This window comes from Pseudomonas sp. GL-B-19, from assembly GCF_019956415.1.
Classification (GTDB): Bacteria; Pseudomonadota; Gammaproteobacteria; order Pseudomonadales; family Pseudomonadaceae; genus Aquipseudomonas.
The window spans coordinates 70,333-88,382 of record NZ_JAHBDK010000017.1 but is presented as its reverse complement, the minus strand read 5'-3'; the positions used below and the strand labels follow the sequence as shown (position 1 = coordinate 88,382).

Here is an 18,050-nt window from a genome sequence, read left to right as displayed (position 1 = left end):
TCGAGTCTGGGCGCTCACTTGCTTTCAGGCAGTTCTTCTTCGGATTCGGTCTTTGTCCGGGCTGGTCGCGGGGTCAGGACCTTCAACACATCATCAATCACAGCCTTACCCATTGCCGTCAGGTAATGCGCGGCCCAGGCGTGACGATCAGTTTCTTTGGCGTAGGCGGCATCCTCGGTGAATGATTTGGCGAGGAATAGCAGGTCGGAGGCTTGTGACAATGCATCAGCGATAGGGACGCCGGCGCGGACGTTGAATAACGCCTGGTTCGAGCAGTAGACAAAGGGGGTGAAGCCGATGGTTTTCAGGTCTGAAGGTGTGGACGGATTTGTTTTGCTCATTGTTTCGCTCCTTAAAACGAGGAGCTGCCGCATTCGTTACCACACGAATGGGTGGCAGCTGTACGCAGGGTGGTAAACCGGAAGAGCAAAGGAACCGGCAGACCCGAAGGTCTCCCACGCACAGCCGCCATGACACTGGATTACAGACGTAAAAACGCATGAAATCGTGATGGGAGCGCTGTTGCACTTTGCTTTGCCGGGTTACCACACCCGATCACTGCATCTGCAGCGACGTCCGGAGAGTATCCCGTCGAAGAAAAACGCAACAAGGCGGCAAAGTGCCCAAACGCAAGATTCGGAGTTTGCCTACAAGGTCTGCGGGCGTCATCCGATATTGCGACACCAGAAGTAAACGAAACTAAACACGGTGAGAGCGTTTACACGTCCTTCGGCTCACTTTTTCTCAGGATGAAAAACGCTGAATGATAAATTCGCGGTTTTTGCAGCTTGCTGTATGTCTAATTCGACGCAATACTCTGCGTAGAACTGTGTGTTCAAATTTGCATGATTGTGTAGAGAGGTGAGTATGACGGCATTACTGGAGCGTGCTGACCAAGCGATTTCGGTGACTGCGATGGTCAGGGGGTTTAGTGCGAGGCTAAAGGAGATTTCCAGCCGAGCCACCGAACGACTGGTCATTTTCAAAGACAACCAGCCCGCAGCGGTCATTATCAATGTCGATGCGTATCAGGAAATGCTTGACGAGCTTGAGGACCTTCGGGTTGAAGCAGCGGCCCGAGAGCGACTGATCGGTTTTGATCAGGCCAAGGCTGTCAGCCACGACGATATGCGGGCGCGGTACGCCAAGAAAGACTAAAGGAGCTGTGGATGGTTTGGGGCGTTATCTATCATCCGGAGGTCCAGAAGGATCTGGATCTGCTGGGAGCTGTGGCGGCGAACCGCATTCTTGATGTTATCGAAGAGCGGATTATCAATGGTGAGCCGGACAAGAGCGGCAAGCCCCTAAGAGCCAGTCTTGCAGGCTGTAGACGGATCCGGACCGGTGACACGCGGATTGTTTATCGAGTCGATGGCAAGGCGATTCAGGTGTTGATCGTCGCAGTCGGGGCCCGACGTGACGAAGAGGTATATGGCGCCGCAGAGCGCCGCCTATAAGTAGGAAGCCCCTGTTGCCGTGAAGGTGGCGGGGGTTTTTTTGTCCGATCACTTGAATCCACTGACCATCCCTGTGGGAGTGAGACCGGCTTGCCGGCGATAGCGGTCTGTCAGGCAACACCAATAGTGAATCTCAGTCCGCCATCGCGAGCAGGCTCGCTCCCACAGGGGAACGGCGGTGTTGCTTGCTTTCAGGCAGTTCTTCTTCAGATTGGTCTTTGTCCGGGCTGGTCGCGAGGTCAGGACCTATCGAGCGGTCTTGACGGATCGATATTTTCAAAGAAAAAAGTGTCCACGTTTTATGGAATGTGGACACTTGGAGTTTCTAGCTTGATGAAGAGTCAAGACATTTTGCTTTTGTTCAAGATCGCCAGACTGCACGCCCAAAAAGAAAACTTTTTGGGAAAATGGAATCTGAGTCGAATTCGACATAACGTCCGGCTAGCTGGAAGCGCTTCAAGTTTGTACATGTAAAAAAGCCCCCGCAACCAAACGGCTACGGGGGCTTTTTCGTGGCGTGGCTCAGATCACTCCTGAACCGTCGCCTCTTCCTTGGCTTGCCGCTTCTCGATGATATCCACCAAACGCTGGGCCAGCGCCGGGTAGTTCTCGTCGAAGTGATGGCCGCCAGGCAGTTTCATTGCTTCGCCCACGGCGGTCTTGTCGGTACAGCCGCTTTCGTCGACTTCTTCTTCACCGTAGATGCACACCACTTTCTCAGGTGGCAGCTTGGCCATTTCCGGGCCGGTGGCGGCTTCTTTGCCGGCATTGCCGAGCCAGCCTTCGACTTCGATTTCAAAGCTGCCGGTGCGGGCGAAGGCCAGCAGGATGATGGCGTCGACGCGTTGTTGTTCCGATTCGGCCAGGCGGTTGTAGATCGCTGGCAGCACGTCGGCGCCGAACGAGTAACCGGTCAGGATGAAGCGCTTGGTGCCCCATTTCTGCCGGTAGTGCTGCATCAGTTCGGCGAGGTCCAGGGCGCTTTGCTCCGGGCTCTTGTGCTGCCAGTAGTAGCGCAGGGTGTCGATGCCGACCACCGGGTAACCGATCTTGGCCATCTCGCCCGCGACGTCACGGTCAAGGTCGCGCCAGCCGCCGTCACCGGAGAGGAACAGGGTGACGGTGTCCTTGGCTTGGCCAGCCGGTACTTCGACAACCGGGATTTGCAGACCGCCAGCGGCTTTGTCACCACCGACGAGGAGCTTGCGCAGTTCGTTGTTCAGCACTTGCGGCAGGTTGATGTCGTAGTCGCTGATGCTGGTTTCGGCGTTGGGTTGATCGCGTACGAAGCCGGCGCTGGTGTCGTCCGGGTTGTCGTTCCACGCCACCAGCCAGTGGCCGTGAGCAGCGGTTTTCGGCAGCAGGTGGGTGCAGCCTGGTTTTTCCAGGGCCAGGTCGACGGAGATGGCTTGAGCCTTGTCATTCTTTTGCTCGGACAGCCAGCGCCAGGCCAGTACGGCGCCGGGGCCGATACCGCTGACCAAGGTTGCCGGGCCTTTGAGTTCTCTCAAGCCCGATTGCAGCGCGCGGCTTTGCAGCAGGCAGTCTTTAGGCAGAATCACTTGAACAATCTGCGCCGAACCGGAGCGGCTCAGGGTCATCAGTTGTTGGTCGCTGAGCTTCTGGTCTTCATTGACCGCCACCAGTACCTGGGCTTTCGGCGTGGTGCCGGGAATCACACGGGTCATCACGGCGCCACCAGCGGGCGTCAACAGTTCGAGCGTCGGTGCCGGTGCCGGGCGTTTCATGTACCAGAAACCGCCACCGAGAATCAGGGCCAGCACTACCAGTGTGGCCAGTACGTACCGCAAGGAGCGTTGAATCATCAGCGTTTCACCAATCCAGTCAAGCCGCCCGCAATCAGGGCAGCAGTATCGGCCAGGGCAACCAGCGGATCGAGTCCGGCGGGCACGGCCATATAACGGGGTTCCCAGTCAGGCTGGAACTTGTCTTTGAAGCGGCGCAAGCCTTGGAAGTTGTAGAGCTGCTCACCACGGCGGAAAACCATCGAGCCCAGACGCTGAGTCAGTGGTGCACCACGACGGGGTTGCAACCCCGACAACGGCACCATGCCCAGGCTGAAACGCGCGTATCCATGTTTTTTATAATGTTGAATCAGGCCGACCATCATGAATTCCATGGTCAGCTTCGGCGCGTCCGGGTGCGCACGCATCAGGTCGAGGCTGGCCAGGTCATGGCCGTAGGTCTCGAGCAGATTGGCGAATGCCACCGGGCGACCTTCGAAACGGATCACCGCAATGCGGAAGTGCTTGAGGTAATCATCGCTGAAGCGGCCGAGAGAGAAGCCTTTCTCGCGCACGTTCTTGCCGGTCAGCCAGGCATCGGAAATGACCTTGAGTTCATCCATCGGCGCTTGCCCAGGCTCATGGATCTCCAGCGACAGACCATCGCGAGTGCCACGGTTCCAGGTGTAGCGCAGGTCCTTCATCTCTTTGCCCTTGGCTTCGAGATCAAAGCGATGAAGATCGACCCGGGCTTCTTCGCCCAGTTTGATTGCGGTCAGGCCGATGTCCATGTAGTACGGCAAGTTCTCGGCGCGTACTTGATAAAACACGGGGCGGGCGTGGTGGACGTCGCAGAGATCGCGGAACTGCCAGATCATTTCCGCCCGTTGCTGGGTCGGGCCGATCGGGTCATACAACGCCACCAGGCTGCGTCCACGGCGAGCGTACATCAGAAACGCCTCATCGTTAGGGTGGAACAGCAGCGCCTTGTCACCGGTCAGGGCGAGGCCGCCATCCGGTTGGGCGGAACTCATGAGGATCTTTACCGCGCGGTCCAGTTCATCCGGCGTCGGCAAGTGAATGACCGGGCGGGCGGTGCGCAGCAGCCATGTCAGGGATACCACGACCAGCAGCACGGCGGCGCCCAGCAGCGAGCGCAAACCACGCGGCGCATCGGCATCGAGGGTGAACTGCCACCAGAGTTGGTGGCTGTACGGAACGTCCTGATACGCAAACAGCAGCAACCAGATCGAGGCGCCCAGCACGCACAGGCTGGACACCAGATACAGCGGCGAGAACGGCAGTTCGGTGAGGCGGCTCGGGCGATAGAACGAGCGGCGGAAAACTCCCAGCAAACTGGCTGTGAGGGTCATCAGGCAAGCTTCTTCCCAGTCAAAACCCTTGAGCAGGGAGAGCAGGGCGCCGACCAGCAGCAAAATGGTGGTCAGCATCCAGGCGGCAGACAGGCGTCGACGCAAGCCTTGAGCCAGTAACAGACACAACACGCCGATCAGGCTGGCGCCGAAGTGCGAGGCATCGACCAGGCGATGGGGAATCAGAAAACCGACGTGTTCCAGGCGGGTGTCGATTTCCGGGGTCACGCCGGAAAACAGCAAGACCACGCCGGACAGGAACACCAGCACCGCCAGAATCGGTGCCGCGAGGCCCGAAGCTGCACGCAGGGACTGACGCGACTGAAACAGGCGCTGGCCTTCGTTGATCAGCAGGAACAGGCAGGCCACCAGCAGGGGCAACACCACATAGATCAGTCGATACAACAGCAGGGCGGCGGCCAGTGGTGCCGCGCCGAGTGAATCGGCAAAGGCTGCCAGCAGGATCGCTTCGAATACGCCGACCCCGCCCGGCACGTGGCTGAGCACGCCCGCAGCCAATGCCAGCAAGTACACCAGCAGGAAGGCGCCGAAGGGCGGAGCTTCTGGCAGTAACAGATAGAGCACGGTCGCGGCGGCAGCCACGTCCAGGGCGGTGATGATCAGTTGCAGGAAAGTCAGGCGGCGGCCGGGCAGGCGCAAAGTGCGGCGGCCGACTTTGACCAGCAGGTTGTCAGGGGAAGGCTGTTCCGGCAGGCGACGGCGGTAGATGCCGATGGCCAGGACGCTGAAGAGCAGCAAGACTGCCGCAGCAATCGCGCCGAGCACAGTCTCCGACAGACCCAAGGCTGCAGAGGCGGCAGGCAGGTTGCTGAGGGTTGCCAGGGCGGCCAGCGGTGGCAGTGCGCAACCGAGCGACAGGCTGGCAAACAACGTCATGTGAGCGACTTCTGAGGCCCCCAGACCATGACGTGCATATAAACGGTAACGAACCGAGCCCCCCGAGAGCATTGAAAGGCCAATGGCGTTACCGATGGCAAAGGCCGTGAACCCGCCGAGTGCGAGGATTCGCGGCGCCAGCGTTACGCCGGCATAGCGGCTGGCGGACCATTCGTAACCCAACAGAATAATGAAGCCGGCCACGGTCGCACCCAAGGCGCCCAGCAATGCCGGTTTCGGGACTTCCAGAATCGAGTCGTGCAAAGCGTACAGATCGAGTTCGCTCAGCAGATGACGGCAGGCAATCAGCGCGATAGCGAACAACAGCAGAGTGACCGCCAGACCGATGGGCTGACGATATTTGCTGATCAGATCGAGCAGGCGCAAACGCTCGGCCTTGATCGGCTGTGTTGCTGTGACAGTGTCTTGTGGATCAGACGAGTTGGCGCGCATCAATCACCTCTTGGATCGTGCGCGACAGGATGGAGGTATCGAGCCAAGTTACCAATCCTTGTAGATAAAAATAATCACGAATATTAACGCCTCTCACCGGGTTCCGGCGATGGTGCGTCATGAGTCGAAGAGGGGGCTGCCTGAGTTTCAGCATAGTCTGGACTCAGTAGTTTGAAGATCCCTGACGCTTCCCGGCACTGTGACAGATCATTGTTGCGAAAGGACTTTTTCGGCAGATACAAAAAAGGCCACTCTTTCGAGTAGCCTTTTTTGATGTTTGGTTGCGGGAGCCGGATTTGAACCGACGACCTTCGGGTTATGAGCCCGACGAGCTACCAGACTGCTCCATCCCGCGTCTGTGTGGCGGCATTCTACAGGCGAACGGCGAGGTGTCAACCGTTAATCCCAAGAAGGGTCAAATAAGTGTAGTTGAGCGGCGAACGGTCGTAGGGAGAGCTAAGTTTCGGAATTGGAACGATTTCTCATTTCAGACCACATCAGCCCAAATGCTCGCTTGCTTCGCTCTGAATACAAAACAAACACGCACAAAAAAGGCCACTCTTTCGAGTAGCCTTTTTTGATGTTTGGTTGCGGGAGCCGGATTTGAACCGACGACCTTCGGGTTATGAGCCCGACGAGCTACCAGACTGCTCCATCCCGCGTCTGTGTGTCGGCATTCTACAGAGGATCGCCGGGGTGTCAACCTTCAATATTGGAAAAACCTCTTCCTGTTCAACCGCTTAGCTTGAAAATAGGGTGGCGTAAATGGCTGTAAGGCAGGCGTGGCAAGGCTTGTAGCTCTATTGGCAGGTTGCGTTCGATTGAAAAAATAAATGCACGGCGTACTTTCCTACGAGTGAAAAAGAACATTCCGAGTACTGGTGCTATATACAGGTGTCGGTGAGATACTGCCTATCTGACTCGCCAACGCTCCTTTTCTTCGTCTCGAACTGCGCTTTTATATGACCCAGCGAAAAATCATCCACGTCGACTGTGACTGCTTCTACGCCGCCATCGAGATGCGTGACGACCCGCGCCTGGCCGGTAAACCGTTGGCAGTGGGTGGTTCGGCGGATCGACGGGGGGTGATCGCAACCTGTAACTATGAAGCGCGGGCCTATGGCGTACGTTCGGCCATGTCTTCCGGGCATGCGTTGAAGCTGTGCCCGGACCTGACCATCGTCAAGCCGCGCATGGAGGCTTATAGAGAAGCCTCGAAGGAAATTCACACGATCTTTCGCGATTACACCGACATGATCGAACCGCTGTCCCTCGATGAGGCCTACCTCGACGTATCGGACAGCGCGCATTTCGGCGGCAGTGCTACGCGTATCGCCCAGGACATCCGTCGGCGAGTGTCCAATCAGTTGCACATCACCGTGTCGGCCGGTGTGGCGCCGAACAAGTTTCTGGCCAAGATCGCCAGTGACTGGAAAAAGCCCAATGGCTTGTTCGTCATCACCCCGGATCAAGTGGAAGACTTTGTCAGCGGCTTGCCAGTGAGCAAGTTGCACGGTGTAGGCAAAGTCACTGCCGACAAACTGGGCAGACTCGGCATTGTTGATTGCTCGCATTTGCGCGAGTGGGACAAATTGGCGCTGGTGCGCGAATTCGGCAGTTTCGGCGAACGACTCTGGAGCCTGGCCCGTGGGATCGATGAGCGTTTGGTCCACAACGACAGTCGTCGGCAGTCGATCAGTGTTGAAAACACCTACGACGTGGACTTGCCGGATCTGGTGAGCTGTCTGGATAAATTGCCTGAGCTGCTGGAAACCCTTGCGGGCCGCATGGCGCGAATCGACAGCAGCTATCGGCCGGGCAAGCCGTTCGTCAAAGTGAAATTCCATGACTTTACCCAGACCACACTGGAGCAGGCCGGGGCAGGGCGGGATTTGGGGAGTTATCAGTTGCTGCTGACCCAGGCGTTCAATCGCGGCGGGAAACCGGTGCGGTTGCTGGGGGTTGGGGTAAGGCTTGAGGATTTGCGGGGCGGGTTTGAGCAGATGGAGTTGTTTGAGCGGTAGTGGGCAGATCTTAATGTTGAAGTGAATGTCAGGCCGCCTTCGCGAGCAGGTCGAATCGTCGCACCGTCGCTCCCACAGTTGACCGAGTTGTTCAGACGAACGCGGACTAATGTGGGAGCGAGCCTGCTCGCGAAGCTTTTAGCTTTAGCTTTTAATTCGGCCCCGGATCCGCAACCAGGCGCCCGGCATCCTTGGTCAACGACTTGAGGAATTCGGTCTGCAACTCGGGATCGTTGCGCGTCAGTTCGATCAGGCTTTGCTCCAGCTCGCTGGCTTCTTCTTCCAGACCCAGTTCCGACAGGCGCTTGACCCGGTGTACCCACTGGCTCACTTCGTCGTCTTCGAGATCGTCGTAAATCAGCCCGTGGGCTTCGAGCAACTTGCCACGCAAAGAACTGCTGACTTCCAGGGATGTGTTGGTGTGCACATCGTCGTTGCCATCTTCGACGCTGATCAGCAGGCGGGTTAAATGGTTGATGTCATGTTCGGCAAACGGGCTGTCCAGCAGATTCACCCGCAAAACGCCGTTTTTGTCGGTGCTCAGCTCGAACGTTTCCTTGCCGGCCTTGACCTCCACCGGACGCTCGCTCCATGGCAGGCTCGAGTATTCGGTGCGTTTGTCGAGCTGAACTTCGTCGATGCCGGCCAGGTTTTGTTGCGCACGACCGTGAGACTGCACGTTCATGAACGGGTTGAGCCCGGCGAAACCGTAGCTCAGCCAATCCTTGGTCACGCTGTCCGGCAGGTTGCCAAGCGTAAACACGTTGACCACGTTCGCGCCGACACCGGCCACTACAGCCACCGCGCCCAGCGGGATCTCATAGACCTCCCGCCAGGGTTGGTAAGGTGTGTAGCGATCATAGTTGCGAGTGACTTCGAATTCGGTGACTTCGAAGGTCTTCTGCTCGTGGATTTTCACCCGACGTTGCGGCAGATCAAGCACCTTGGGATCACCGACATCGATCTGCAGGCTGTGATCGAGCAATTTGCGCTCGACACGTTCCTCGTGCTCGCTACGTTGCGACATCTGATTGGCGCAGCCGCTGACCAGCAGGGTGCCGCACAGGGCGGCACCACCGAGGCCTAAGGTGTTTCGCTTGAACATGACTTCTCTATCTGGTGTCAGCGGCGGATACGGGCCTGGAGGAAAGACAGCACGTCGGCGACCGGCAGCGCTTGCGCTTCAGGTTCGGTGCGGCTCTTGTATTCCAGATTGCCTTCGGCAAGGCCACGATCACTGACCACGATCCGGTGAGGAATGCCGATCAGCTCCATGTCCGCGAACTTGATGCCCGGGCTGGTCTTCTTGTCGCGGTCGTCCAGCAGAACTTCGAAGCCGGCTGCAGTCAGTTCTGCATAGAGCTTGTCGGTGGCTTCGCGAACCTGTTCGGTTTCGTAGCGCAGTGGCACCAGCGCAACCTGGAACGGCGCAAGCGTGTCGCTCCAGATGATCCCGTTGGCATCGTTGTTTTGCTCGATGGCGGCCGCCACCACGCGGGAAACGCCGATGCCGTAACAGCCCATTTCCAGGGTGACCGGCTTGCCGTTCTCGCCCAGCACTTCGCACTTCATCGCTTTGCTGTACTTGTTGCCCAGCTGGAAGATGTGCCCGACTTCGATGCCGCGCTTGATTTCCAAGGTGCCCTTGCCATCAGGGCTTGGGTCGCCGGCCACCACGTTACGCAGGTCGGCAACGGTCGGAACCGGCAGATCACGCTCCCAGTTCACGCCGAAGTAGTGTTTGTCGTCGATGTTGGCGCCAATGCCGAAGTCGCTCATCAGTTCGACGGAACGGTCGATGATGATCGGCAGTGGCAGGTTCAACGGGCCCAGAGAGCCAGCGCCGGCGCCAATGGCGTCGCGCAGTTCAGCGTCGGTGGCCATGACCAGCGGGCTGGCAACGCCAGGTTGCTGGGCAGCCTTGATTTCGTTGAGCTCGTGGTCGCCACGGATGACCAGGGCAATCAGCTTGCCTGCTTCTTCGGCGCGCACAATCAGGGTCTTGATGGTCTTTTCAATCGGCAGATCGAATTTTTCCACCAGCGCGGCGATGGTTTTGGTGTCTGGTGTATCGACCAGACGCAGCTCTTCGGCGGGTGCTGGGCGGGAAGTTTCCCGTGGCACGGCTTCGGCTTTCTCGATGTTCGCGGCGTAGTCGGAGCCATTGCTGAAGGCGATGTCGTCTTCGCCGGATTCGGCCAGTACGTGGAACTCGTGGGAGCCGGCACCGCCGATGGAGCCGTTGTCGGCTTCTACAGGGCGGAACTTCAGGCCCAGACGGGTGAACACGTTGCAGTAAGCCTGGTGCATGCGGTCGTAGGTGACTTGCAGCGAAGGCTGGTCAGCGTGGAACGAATAGGCGTCTTTCATGATGAATTCACGACCGCGCATCAAACCGAAGCGTGGGCGGATTTCATCGCGGAATTTGGTCTGGATCTGGTACAGGTTGATCGGCAGCTGTTTGTAGCTGCTCAACTCGTTGCGCATCAGATCGGTGATCACTTCTTCGTGGGTCGGGCCTGCGCAGAAATCACGACCATGGCGATCCTTGAAGCGCAGCAATTCAGGGCCGTACTCTTCCCAACGACCGGATTCCTGCCACAGCTCAGCCGGTTGTGTGCTCGGCATCAACACTTCAAGAGAGCCCGCGGCGTTCATTTCTTCACGAACGACGGCTTCGACCTTGCGCATCACTCGCAAGCCCATCGGCAGCCAGGTGTAGAGGCCCGAGGCGAGTTTGCGGATCATGCCGGCGCGCAGCATCAGCTGATGGCTGATCACGACCGCGTCGGAAGGCGTTTCTTTCTGTGTGGCGAGCAAAAATTGACTGGTGCGCATGGTTGGCCGTTGTCGGTTGCTGATGACGAGAAATGACGGAGCATTGTACGGGCGAGATCCGCTGGCGTACAGGCATGCGGTCGGTGGTGTGGCAGGAGGGCGGGAATCACACCGCCCTTTGCGATGATTCCTGCGATTCTTCCACGATTTGGGGCGGAGCGGGCTCTGGCGTCGGTGTCGGACCTGCGCGACGGCTCTCCTGGAACCAGTGGAGGGCGATCAACAGCAGTGTCGGAACGCCGAGCAGGGCGGTGATCAAGAAGAAATTGTGATAGCCGAACTTCTCGACCATGACCCCCGAGTAGCCGCCGATCAGGCGTGGCAGCAGCAGCATGATCGAGCTGAGCAGGGCGTACTGGGTGGCGGAAAACTTGAGGTTGGTCAGGCTCGACAGGTAGGCGACGAACGCCGATGTCGCCAGGCCCGAGCTGAAGTTGTCCAGGGAAATGGTGAGGATCAGCATGTTCAGGTTGGCGCCCATGTCGGCGAGCATCAGGAACAGCAGGTTAGTGCCGGCCGACGCAATGCCGCCGATCAGCAGAATCGGCAGAATGCCGAAGCGCACAATCAGCAGGCCGCCCATGCCGGCGCCGACCAGGGTCATGATCAAGCCAAAGATTTTGCTGACGCTGGCGATTTGATCCTTGGTGAAACCCTGGTCAATGTAGAACACGTTGGCCATCACGCCCATGACCGTATCGGACATCCGGTACGTGGCGATCAGCCCCAGCAGCAGGAAGGCTTGCCAGCGGTAACGCAGAATGAAGTCGTTGACCGGCGTCAGCACCGGCGCCAGTCCGCGGCGGCCCATGCTCGACAGGCACAGGGCGGTCAGCGTGATGTAGAGGATCGCCCGCAGAAGCGCCCGGTCTTCGAGTACCAGGTCGAGCAGGCTCACGCCTTCGAACAGGACGCTGGCGAAGTCGGTGTAGTAGAGCTGAGTGAACATGGCGGGCACGGACACCAGCAACACGATCAGCACAAACACTGACGCCAGTTGATGCACAAAGCTGTAACGGCCGGCCTGAAGCTGTGTGCGCAGTGGCACGGGTGGTTCGCGCATGAACACCGAGGTGATCAATGCTGGAACCATCAGGGCGCCGAACAGCACGTAGGTACCCGCCCAGGCCGAATGCTGATAATTGAAACCGGTGGAGCCGAAGCCCTCGGCGAAGAACAGCGCGCCGGCAGTCGCAAGCAGCGCGGCGATCCGATAACCCGACATGTAGCTGGCGGCGAGTGCCGCCTGGCGACTGTCTTCGGCGATTTCCAGGCGATAGGCGTCGACCGCAATGTCCTGCGTCGCCGAGGCGAAGGCGACCACCACCGCGATGGCGATCAGCCAGGACAAATGCTTTTGTGGGTCGCAAAAACCCATGCCTACCAGGCCGAGAATCACCAGCGCCTGCGATAGCACCAGCCAAGAGCGTCGTCGCCCCAGCTTGCCGAGAAATGGCAGGCGCCATTGATCGAGCAGGGGGGACCAGACCCATTTAAAGGCGTAGGCCAAGCCAATGAGACTTGCATAACCAATGGTTTCGCGAGCTACACCTGCCTCGCGAAGCCAGACGGAAAGCGTCGAAAACACCAGCATGTAGGGCAGGCCGGCGGCGAAACCAAGCAGCAACAACACAAGCGTCGAGGGGCTGGCATAGGCGGCGAGCGCGGCGCGCCAGGTTTTACGGGGCATGGGCTGGAGTCTGCCTCAAGAATTACGGAAACAAAGCGCGCACTCTAACCGCTGTGCTCTACCGGGCGCCAGCCATGGCGCTGAATATCAACACGATTATTCTGGATGCTGACACCTTCCGAGCGCAATCGCGCGCGCTGCTCATCCCCCGAAGGGCTGCCCACAGGCAGGCTGATCCGACCGCCGGCACCGAGAACCCGATGCCAGGGCAGTTTGGTGTCGCCCGGCAATTGGCTCAACGTGCGTCCGACCCAGCGGGCAGCGCGACCGAGTCCGGCCAGCTCCGCGAGTTGACCATAGCTCACCACTTTGCCTTCAGGCACTTGGGCCAGGGTCAGGTAGAGCGCCGTGCGTCGGATTTGCGCCGCATTGTCGGATTCAGAGGTTGGTTCGGTCACGTCCGCAATTCCTGAAAAAAGGTCGCATTGCCGTTTGTAGAGTAAATCCCGGATCACTGTTTGAGAAATGAACTCAATAGAAATAGTCGAGTCAGTCCTTGCTAGGGTCTTATTCCAGAGGATAATGCCGACTTTTTATCGCAAACTTGAGTCTGTTTTTGCTTATGTTGTCCAGAACCCTGCTTTGCCTCGCAGTCCTGAGTGCTGCCACACCCTTGCTCGCCGATACCGTCTGGTTGAAGAACGGTGACAAGTTGAGCGGCAAGATCACGTTGTTCGATGGCGGCAAATTGGTGATCCAGACGGAGTACGCCGGCGCGGTCCCGATCGACTGGAAACAGGTCAAAACCCTGGAAAGCGATCAGGAGTTGCTGGTCAAGCAGGATGCGTACACGGGCGAGAAGGCCAAGTCACTGCATGCTGCCGGCGACGGCAAGGTGACGCTGGAAAATGGCGAGGCTCCCAAGACGGTGGAACTGGCCAGTATTCAGCAGATTCTAAAGCCCAAGCCGGTGGTCGAAGATCTGGTGTGGAAGGGGAACATCGACGCAGCGCTGGATTACCAGCGGGCGGAAAACGATACAGATGACTACGGCATCAACTTCAAGACGACTGCGCGCCATGGTAAATGGCGGCACACAGCGGAAGGCGAGTACAACCGCGAATTCCAGGATGGCGTCGTTACGACTGACAACTGGCGGGCTGAATACTCGCTCGACCGCTTCTTGACCGAGAAATGGTTCTGGCAAGGCCGGGCAGTCTATAAGCGCGACAAAGTCGAAAACCTTTCCCGTCAGCGCACCTTGGGTACCGGTCCGGGTTACCAGTTCTGGGACGACGAATTGGGCGCATTCTCCCTGGGCTCGCTGGTCAATCGTACGGACTATGAGTTCACGGACGGCAACAAGGACAACTTCTATGCCTTGGCGATGACGTGGGATTACAACCGCTATCTGATTGGCAAGAAGGTGGAGTTCTTCACCAATGGTGAAGTGGGCAAGCCGTTGTCAGACGTGGCCAATTACGCACTCGATACTGAAATGGGTTTGCGCTACAAGGTGACCGAATGGGCGTCGCTTAACCTGAAGGCCGAGCGCGACGTCGTCAGCGGTACCGAAGACGCTGATTTGGATCAGACCCGCTACACCGCAGGGTTTGGCGTGGCCTGGTAAGAACTGTATCGCTTGCATTGAAGCCCCGAACCAATCAGGTTGCGGGGCTTTTTCTTGGATCGGTAGTCAATCCGTTCTGCGTTTTTCAATGTTTGGAGTGAGCGGATTATCAGCTTCTGCCCGGGTAGGTGCATTTCCCTTGGCGAACTCCGGCCTCGTACCGACATTCAGAGCTAAGACTTCCGTCTCTTTTCCAATATTGACTCAGGCCGTGAGGGTTTCCGTCCGAATAGGGCGAGGATGATGCTAGCTGGCCGTTATCGTGCCAGGTGAGGGCGAGTCCTTCTAATTTGTCGTCCTTATAGATTTTATGGTCCCTTAATTGGCCATCGCTGAACCATTCCTTGAAGTCGCCCTGTTTTCTATTTTTTTCGTCCCGTTGCCATTGAAACGTTTGTATACCTTGCTCGTTCCAGCGGGCATAGCTACGCCGAGTTCCATTCTGATAAAACGCCTTTTCTTTGGTTTTTCCACTGATGAAATAGTCAATCAGCCAACCGTCAGGGCCGCCGTCCAGATAGTCTCGGGTGGTTTCGATGGCGCCGTTTTCAAAGTACCTAGGGCTTGGCCCTTGAGCTTTGCCTGAGACGAAAATTGTTCGACTTTTCAGCTTCCCGCTAGGGTAGTAGCTGAAGGCGGGGCCGTCCCAGACATCATTTTTGTAATTGGTGCTGCCGATCAGTGCTCCGTTTTCGTCGTATTCCGGGTATTCGCCATCCACCCGCTTGCCTTGGTACCAGTTGTACGACTCTGCGATCTTGCCATTGTCGTGATAAATAGTCTGCGAGCCTTCCAGTTTGTTGTTCAGATAGTTTTCACGCTTGATGACGATACCGTTTTCGGATTGTGTAATGGCTTCGCCTTGGCGCAAGCCATTTGCATCGTTCTGCTGGACCCGACGGAGTTTTCCGCTTGGGTAGTACGCTTTGGAGATGAAGACGGGACTGCCTGAAACAAAATCCTCGGCGTTGACGAAATAGTCGCGACGTAGAGTTTGGGTGTCGATGTAGAAAATTTCCGCTTTCCATGCCTTAAGGTCAGTGTCGTAGGGCATTGGCATCTTCAAATAGAAGGACGCTTGGCCTTTGCCGATCGGCGCAAAATGCTCGTCGAGATAGAGCTTGCCATTGACCAAAGGTGTCATCAGTTCGCCGCACTCTTCTGGAGTGCAGGGGCGCACTTTCTCAAAAAACGCTCGTTTACGTTCGCAAGCCGAAAGCGTTATCAAGAGTGGAATTTTTTGGTCAATCAGTTCCTGGACTTCGTCGAGGGCGCGACGAAACGACTCGTCTGGGATGCCTGCGGACTCCGGAGTGAGGTAGATCTCATTACTCCCGCAAGCGTGAGGAGTTGAAAGCGTCAGGAGCGCTGCAGCTCTAAGCTGAATTGCGGCGTGACCATTGACCTCGGGACCCTTCGCCAAATAGGTTGCGCGAGGGTTCATGCCGACGATCACTGTTGGGTGGTCGGGGGGTGTTTCAGCGTAGGTTGTGAGTGGCTGCGTCAGTACGAGCAGCGCGGAGCTGATTGACTTCCAAGAGATGAATTGCATCCTGCTTCTTCCATGTGATTTTCCAGGGCGCGAATCATATAGAGGTGAAGCTGAGATGGGGCGATACAAAACATTCAGGCACAAAAAAGCCCCGCTTTTAAGGGCGGGGCTTTTTACTAAAGCAAGTACAAGTTAGATAACTTGAACTTCTTCAGCTTGCATGCCTTTCTGACCGCGGGTAGCGATGAAAGAAACCTGTTGGCCTTCTTTCAGGCTTTTGAAGCCGTCGGATTGGATAGCTTTGAAGTGAACGAACAGGTCGTCACCGGATTGTGGAGTGATGAAGCCGAAGCCTTTTTCATCGTTGAACCACTTAACGGTACCGGTTTGGCGATTAGACATGGTGTAACTCCTTGAACAAAGATAACTGCGACTCAGGAAGAACCCTGGCCGAGACTGAGTGCAAAGAGCAGGAAAAATTCTTGTAGATGGTTGGATCGAAATTCAACATATCGTGTAGAGATTCTCAGTGACACAAGCAGCACAGTGGCGCCACCTTAACCCTTTTTCCCGAACGTGCCAATGCTTCTTGCGAAGGTTTCTCTGAATTCAGGACTGACGGTCTATCGAATTTGGGGAAAGGCCCTGAATTCAGGGGGGATCCGCGAGAATTGCGCCCCAGACTTTGAACCCGGAGCGCGCGCCCGGTAAGATGCCGGACAGAATTTTTCCACCTCGCTATTCAGGACACCCGCCATGAGCATCAAATCGGACAAGTGGATTCGCCGCATGGCGCAAGAGCACGGCATGATCGAACCCTTCGTTGAGCGCCAGGTGCGTGGCAGCGACGATAGCCGTGTGATCTCCTATGGCGTGTCGAGCTACGGCTACGATGTACGTTGCACTAATCATTTCAAGGTGTTCACCAACATCAATTCGGCCATCGTCGACCCGAAAAACTTCGATGCCGGCAGTTTCGTCGACATCCACAGCGACGTGTGCATCATCCCGCCAAACTCTTTCGCCCTGGCCAGCACCGTCGAGTACTTCCGTATTCCGCGCAATGTATTGACCATCTGTCTGGGTAAAAGCACTTACGCGCGCTGCGGCATTATCGTCAACGTCACGCCGCTCGAGCCTGAGTGGGAAGGTCACGTGACCCTGGAGTTTTCCAACACCACCAATCTGCCGGCGAAAATCTACGCCAACGAAGGCGTGGCACAGATGCTGTTCCTTGAGTCTGACGAAGAATGTGAAGTGTCTTACAAGGACCGTGGCGGCAAGTATCAGGGCCAGCGTGGCGTAACCCTGCCGCGGACCTGAGTCAGCCGTCTGACAAACCGTGGGAATTCCTGAGCGAGCGTACACTCTATGGAGTGTACGTTCCGATTCGCGCAAGGCGGGTCGGGCCATCGCCCAGGAGTGCTTTATGAAGATCGATCCGCGAATAAGTGCCGAACTGGCAAGGCTTGAGCCCAATCAGGTTGGCGTTTTGGCCTGGTCCTTGTTGGCACATCCGCCCGTCAACATGGCGGGGGGCATTCCCGGTCAACCAGACCCCGATACCCCGAACGAACAACCGACAGAACCTGGCGAACCCACCTTGCCGGATGAGCCGCCTCCGGCGCCTGTTGTCTGATACCCAAAAGTAGGAGCAAAGCTTGCTCGCGATGAACGAAAACGCGGTCGTTAATTAACCGAGTCGCATTCTGCGCGAGCAAGCTTTGCTCCTACGGGTGATGGATTATTTCAGATTGCCGCTCAGGAACTGCTTCAACCGCTCACTCTTCGGATTGCCCAGCACGTCTTGCGGCGCGCCTTCTTCTTCCACCAGCCCCTGGTGCAGGAATAGCACTTGGCTGGAGACTTTGCGGGCGAAGCTCATTTCGTGCGTCACCATGATCATGGTCCGGCCTTCTTCGGCCAGGCCCTGGATCACTCGCAATACTTCACCTACCAGTTCCGGGTCGAGCGCCGACGTCGGTTCGTCAAACAGCATGACTTCCGGTTCCATGGCCAGCGCCCGGGCAATGGCTACCCGCTGTTGCTGGCCACCGGACAGGAACGCCGGGTACTGATCGGCAACGCGCGGGGCCAGGCCGACCTTGTCCAGATAACGTCGGGCACGGTCTTCGGCCTCTTCCTTGCTGCAACCCAACACCCGGCGCGGGGCCATGGTGATGTTTTCCAGCACGGTCATGTGGCTCCACAGGTTGAAGTGCTGGAACACCATGGCCAGGCGGGTGCGGATCCGTTGCAGCTCATTGTCATCGGCCACGTGCATGCCGTGACGATCCTTGATCATGCGGATGTTCTGCCCGTCGAGGCTCATGGCGCCGTCGTTGGGTTGTTCCAGAAAGTTGATGCAGCGCAGGAACGTACTTTTGCCCGAGCCGCTGGCACCGATCAGGCTGATGACGTCACCGGTGTTGGCCTTGAGCGAAACGCCTTTGAGGACTTCATGATCGCCATAGCTTTTATGCAGGCCTTCGATGGTCAGTTTGTACATGT

At 57.4% G+C, this 18,050-nt stretch carries 16 protein-coding genes, 2 tRNA genes and 1 pseudogene; 7 read left to right on the top strand and 12 right to left on the bottom strand.

Features of this window, described 5'->3' with window-relative positions; genetic code table 11:
* Nucleotides 1–14 precede the first annotated feature (14 nt).
* On the bottom strand, nt 15–341 hold the full coding sequence (locus KGB06_RS05305) for a DUF3077 domain-containing protein (RefSeq protein ID WP_223512301.1): 327 nt from the start codon (nt 339–341) through the stop codon (nt 15–17).
* Nucleotides 342–867: 526 nt separating this feature from the next.
* Here KGB06_RS05305 and KGB06_RS05300 point away from each other — a divergent pair.
* The 3 genes and pseudogenes from KGB06_RS05300 to KGB06_RS29975 form a co-directional block, all read left to right on the top strand.
* Nucleotides 868–1,158 carry a Phd-YefM gene (locus KGB06_RS05300; RefSeq protein WP_027925020.1) on the top strand — a complete coding sequence of 97 codons (291 nt, stop codon included), beginning with the start codon at nt 868–870 and terminating at the stop codon, nt 1,156–1,158.
* An 11-nt stretch (nt 1,159–1,169) separates the two neighbouring features.
* Nucleotides 1,170–1,457 (top strand): type II toxin-antitoxin system RelE family toxin, encoded by a 288-nt coding sequence (locus tag KGB06_RS05295; RefSeq protein WP_111450975.1) that lies wholly within the window; start codon nt 1,170–1,172, stop codon nt 1,455–1,457.
* Between the two features lie 306 nt (nt 1,458–1,763).
* Nucleotides 1,764–1,885: pseudogene (locus tag KGB06_RS29975) on the top strand (MarR family transcriptional regulator); the annotation flags it as partial.
* Nucleotides 1,886–1,984: 99 nt separating this feature from the next.
* On the opposite strand, the gene KGB06_RS05290 reads toward KGB06_RS29975, so the two are convergent.
* The 4 genes from KGB06_RS05290 to KGB06_RS05275 all read right to left on the bottom strand — a co-directional run bounded on the left by KGB06_RS05290 (nt 1,985) and on the right by KGB06_RS05275 (nt 6,587).
* On the bottom strand, nt 1,985–3,283 hold the full coding sequence (locus tag KGB06_RS05290) for a virulence factor family protein (protein WP_223512300.1): 1,299 nt from the start codon (nt 3,281–3,283) through the stop codon (nt 1,985–1,987).
* Nucleotides 3,283–5,925 (bottom strand): bifunctional lysylphosphatidylglycerol flippase/synthetase MprF, encoded by a 2,643-nt coding sequence (mprF, locus tag KGB06_RS05285; RefSeq protein ID WP_223512299.1) that lies wholly within the window; start codon nt 5,923–5,925, stop codon nt 3,283–3,285. Before mprF ends, KGB06_RS05290 begins: the two co-directional genes overlap by 1 nt.
* Nucleotides 5,926–6,203: 278 nt before the next feature.
* Nucleotides 6,204–6,280: transfer RNA gene (locus tag KGB06_RS05280), tRNA-Met, on the bottom strand.
* Nucleotides 6,281–6,510: 230 nt separating this feature from the next.
* Nucleotides 6,511–6,587, bottom strand: a tRNA-Met gene (locus KGB06_RS05275).
* A 300-nt stretch (nt 6,588–6,887) separates the two neighbouring features.
* Between KGB06_RS05275 and dinB the strand changes: the two genes are divergently transcribed.
* Nucleotides 6,888–7,949: a DNA polymerase IV gene (gene dinB, locus KGB06_RS05270; RefSeq protein ID WP_223512298.1), complete on the top strand. Its 1,062-nt coding sequence runs from the start codon at nt 6,888–6,890 to the stop codon at nt 7,947–7,949.
* A 151-nt stretch (nt 7,950–8,100) separates the two neighbouring features.
* On the opposite strand, the gene KGB06_RS05265 is transcribed toward dinB, so the two are convergent.
* From KGB06_RS05265 to KGB06_RS05250, 4 genes are all read right to left on the bottom strand, one after another.
* Nucleotides 8,101–9,054, bottom strand: a complete 954-nt coding sequence (locus tag KGB06_RS05265) for a hypothetical protein (protein ID WP_223512297.1) — start codon at nt 9,052–9,054, stop codon at nt 8,101–8,103.
* A 17-nt stretch (nt 9,055–9,071) separates the two neighbouring features.
* Complete coding sequence (locus tag KGB06_RS05260) at nt 9,072–10,787, bottom strand: proline--tRNA ligase (RefSeq protein ID WP_223512295.1); 1,716 nt, start codon at nt 10,785–10,787, stop codon at nt 9,072–9,074.
* Between the two features lie 106 nt (nt 10,788–10,893).
* Entirely contained in the window at nt 10,894–12,477 is a 1,584-nt protein-coding gene (locus tag KGB06_RS05255) for an AmpG family muropeptide MFS transporter (protein ID WP_223512293.1), read from the bottom strand.
* 44 nt (nt 12,478–12,521) lie between these two features.
* Entirely contained in the window at nt 12,522–12,875 is a 354-nt protein-coding gene (locus KGB06_RS05250; RefSeq protein WP_223512291.1) for an MGMT family protein, read from the bottom strand.
* A 164-nt stretch (nt 12,876–13,039) separates the two neighbouring features.
* On the opposite strand from KGB06_RS05250, the gene KGB06_RS05245 reads away from it, so the two are divergent.
* Nucleotides 13,040–14,047, top strand: a complete 1,008-nt coding sequence (locus KGB06_RS05245; protein WP_223512289.1) for a DUF481 domain-containing protein — start codon at nt 13,040–13,042, stop codon at nt 14,045–14,047.
* A gap of 109 nt (nt 14,048–14,156) precedes the next feature.
* Here KGB06_RS05245 and KGB06_RS05240 read toward each other — a convergent pair whose 3' ends face one another.
* Complete coding sequence (locus KGB06_RS05240) at nt 14,157–15,599, bottom strand: toxin-antitoxin system YwqK family antitoxin (RefSeq protein WP_223512288.1); 1,443 nt, start codon at nt 15,597–15,599, stop codon at nt 14,157–14,159.
* A 132-nt stretch (nt 15,600–15,731) separates the two neighbouring features.
* The gene (locus tag KGB06_RS05235) at nt 15,732–15,941 is read right to left on the bottom strand and encodes a cold-shock protein (RefSeq protein ID WP_002554837.1); all 210 of its coding nucleotides are present in this window, start codon (nt 15,939–15,941) and stop codon (nt 15,732–15,734) included.
* 354 nt (nt 15,942–16,295) lie between these two features.
* On the opposite strand from KGB06_RS05235, the gene dcd reads away from it, so the two are divergent.
* Complete coding sequence (gene dcd / locus KGB06_RS05230; protein WP_007904652.1) at nt 16,296–16,862, top strand: dCTP deaminase; 567 nt, start codon at nt 16,296–16,298, stop codon at nt 16,860–16,862.
* 106 nt (nt 16,863–16,968) lie between these two features.
* The gene (locus tag KGB06_RS05225; protein ID WP_223512287.1) at nt 16,969–17,178 is read left to right on the top strand and encodes a hypothetical protein; all 210 of its coding nucleotides are present in this window, start codon (nt 16,969–16,971) and stop codon (nt 17,176–17,178) included.
* 105 nt (nt 17,179–17,283) lie between these two features.
* Here the strand turns inward: KGB06_RS05225 and KGB06_RS05220 are convergent, their stop codons facing one another.
* The gene (locus tag KGB06_RS05220; protein ID WP_223512286.1) at nt 17,284–18,048 is read right to left on the bottom strand and encodes an ABC transporter ATP-binding protein; all 765 of its coding nucleotides are present in this window, start codon (nt 18,046–18,048) and stop codon (nt 17,284–17,286) included.
* Nucleotides 18,049–18,050 lie beyond the last annotated feature (2 nt).

Excerpts from the sequence above, each read along its gene's own strand:
- KGB06_RS05305 (WP_223512301.1), bottom strand. The coding sequence starts at position 341 with ATGAGCAAAACAAATCCGTCCACACCTTCAGACCTGAAAACCATCGGC.
- KGB06_RS05300 (WP_027925020.1), top strand. The coding sequence starts at position 868 with ATGACGGCATTACTGGAGCGTGCTGACCAAGCGATTTCGGTGACTGCG.
- KGB06_RS05295 (WP_111450975.1), top strand. The coding sequence starts at position 1,170 with ATGGTTTGGGGCGTTATCTATCATCCGGAGGTCCAGAAGGATCTGGAT.
- KGB06_RS05290 (WP_223512300.1), bottom strand. The coding sequence starts at position 3,283 with ATGATTCAACGCTCCTTGCGGTACGTACTGGCCACACTGGTAGTGCTG.
- mprF (WP_223512299.1), bottom strand. The coding sequence starts at position 5,925 with ATGCGCGCCAACTCGTCTGATCCACAAGACACTGTCACAGCAACACAG.
- dinB (WP_223512298.1), top strand. The coding sequence starts at position 6,888 with ATGACCCAGCGAAAAATCATCCACGTCGACTGTGACTGCTTCTACGCC.
- KGB06_RS05265 (WP_223512297.1), bottom strand. The coding sequence starts at position 9,054 with ATGTTCAAGCGAAACACCTTAGGCCTCGGTGGTGCCGCCCTGTGCGGC.
- KGB06_RS05260 (WP_223512295.1), bottom strand. The coding sequence starts at position 10,787 with ATGCGCACCAGTCAATTTTTGCTCGCCACACAGAAAGAAACGCCTTCC.
- KGB06_RS05255 (WP_223512293.1), bottom strand. The coding sequence starts at position 12,477 with ATGCCCCGTAAAACCTGGCGCGCCGCGCTCGCCGCCTATGCCAGCCCC.
- KGB06_RS05245 (WP_223512289.1), top strand. The coding sequence starts at position 13,040 with ATGTTGTCCAGAACCCTGCTTTGCCTCGCAGTCCTGAGTGCTGCCACA.
- KGB06_RS05240 (WP_223512288.1), bottom strand. The coding sequence starts at position 15,599 with ATGCAATTCATCTCTTGGAAGTCAATCAGCTCCGCGCTGCTCGTACTG.
- KGB06_RS05235 (WP_002554837.1), bottom strand. The coding sequence starts at position 15,941 with ATGTCTAATCGCCAAACCGGTACCGTTAAGTGGTTCAACGATGAAAAA.
- dcd (WP_007904652.1), top strand. The coding sequence starts at position 16,296 with ATGAGCATCAAATCGGACAAGTGGATTCGCCGCATGGCGCAAGAGCAC.
- KGB06_RS05225 (WP_223512287.1), top strand. The coding sequence starts at position 16,969 with ATGAAGATCGATCCGCGAATAAGTGCCGAACTGGCAAGGCTTGAGCCC.
- KGB06_RS05220 (WP_223512286.1), bottom strand. The coding sequence starts at position 18,048 with ATGTACAAACTGACCATCGAAGGCCTGCATAAAAGCTATGGCGATCAT.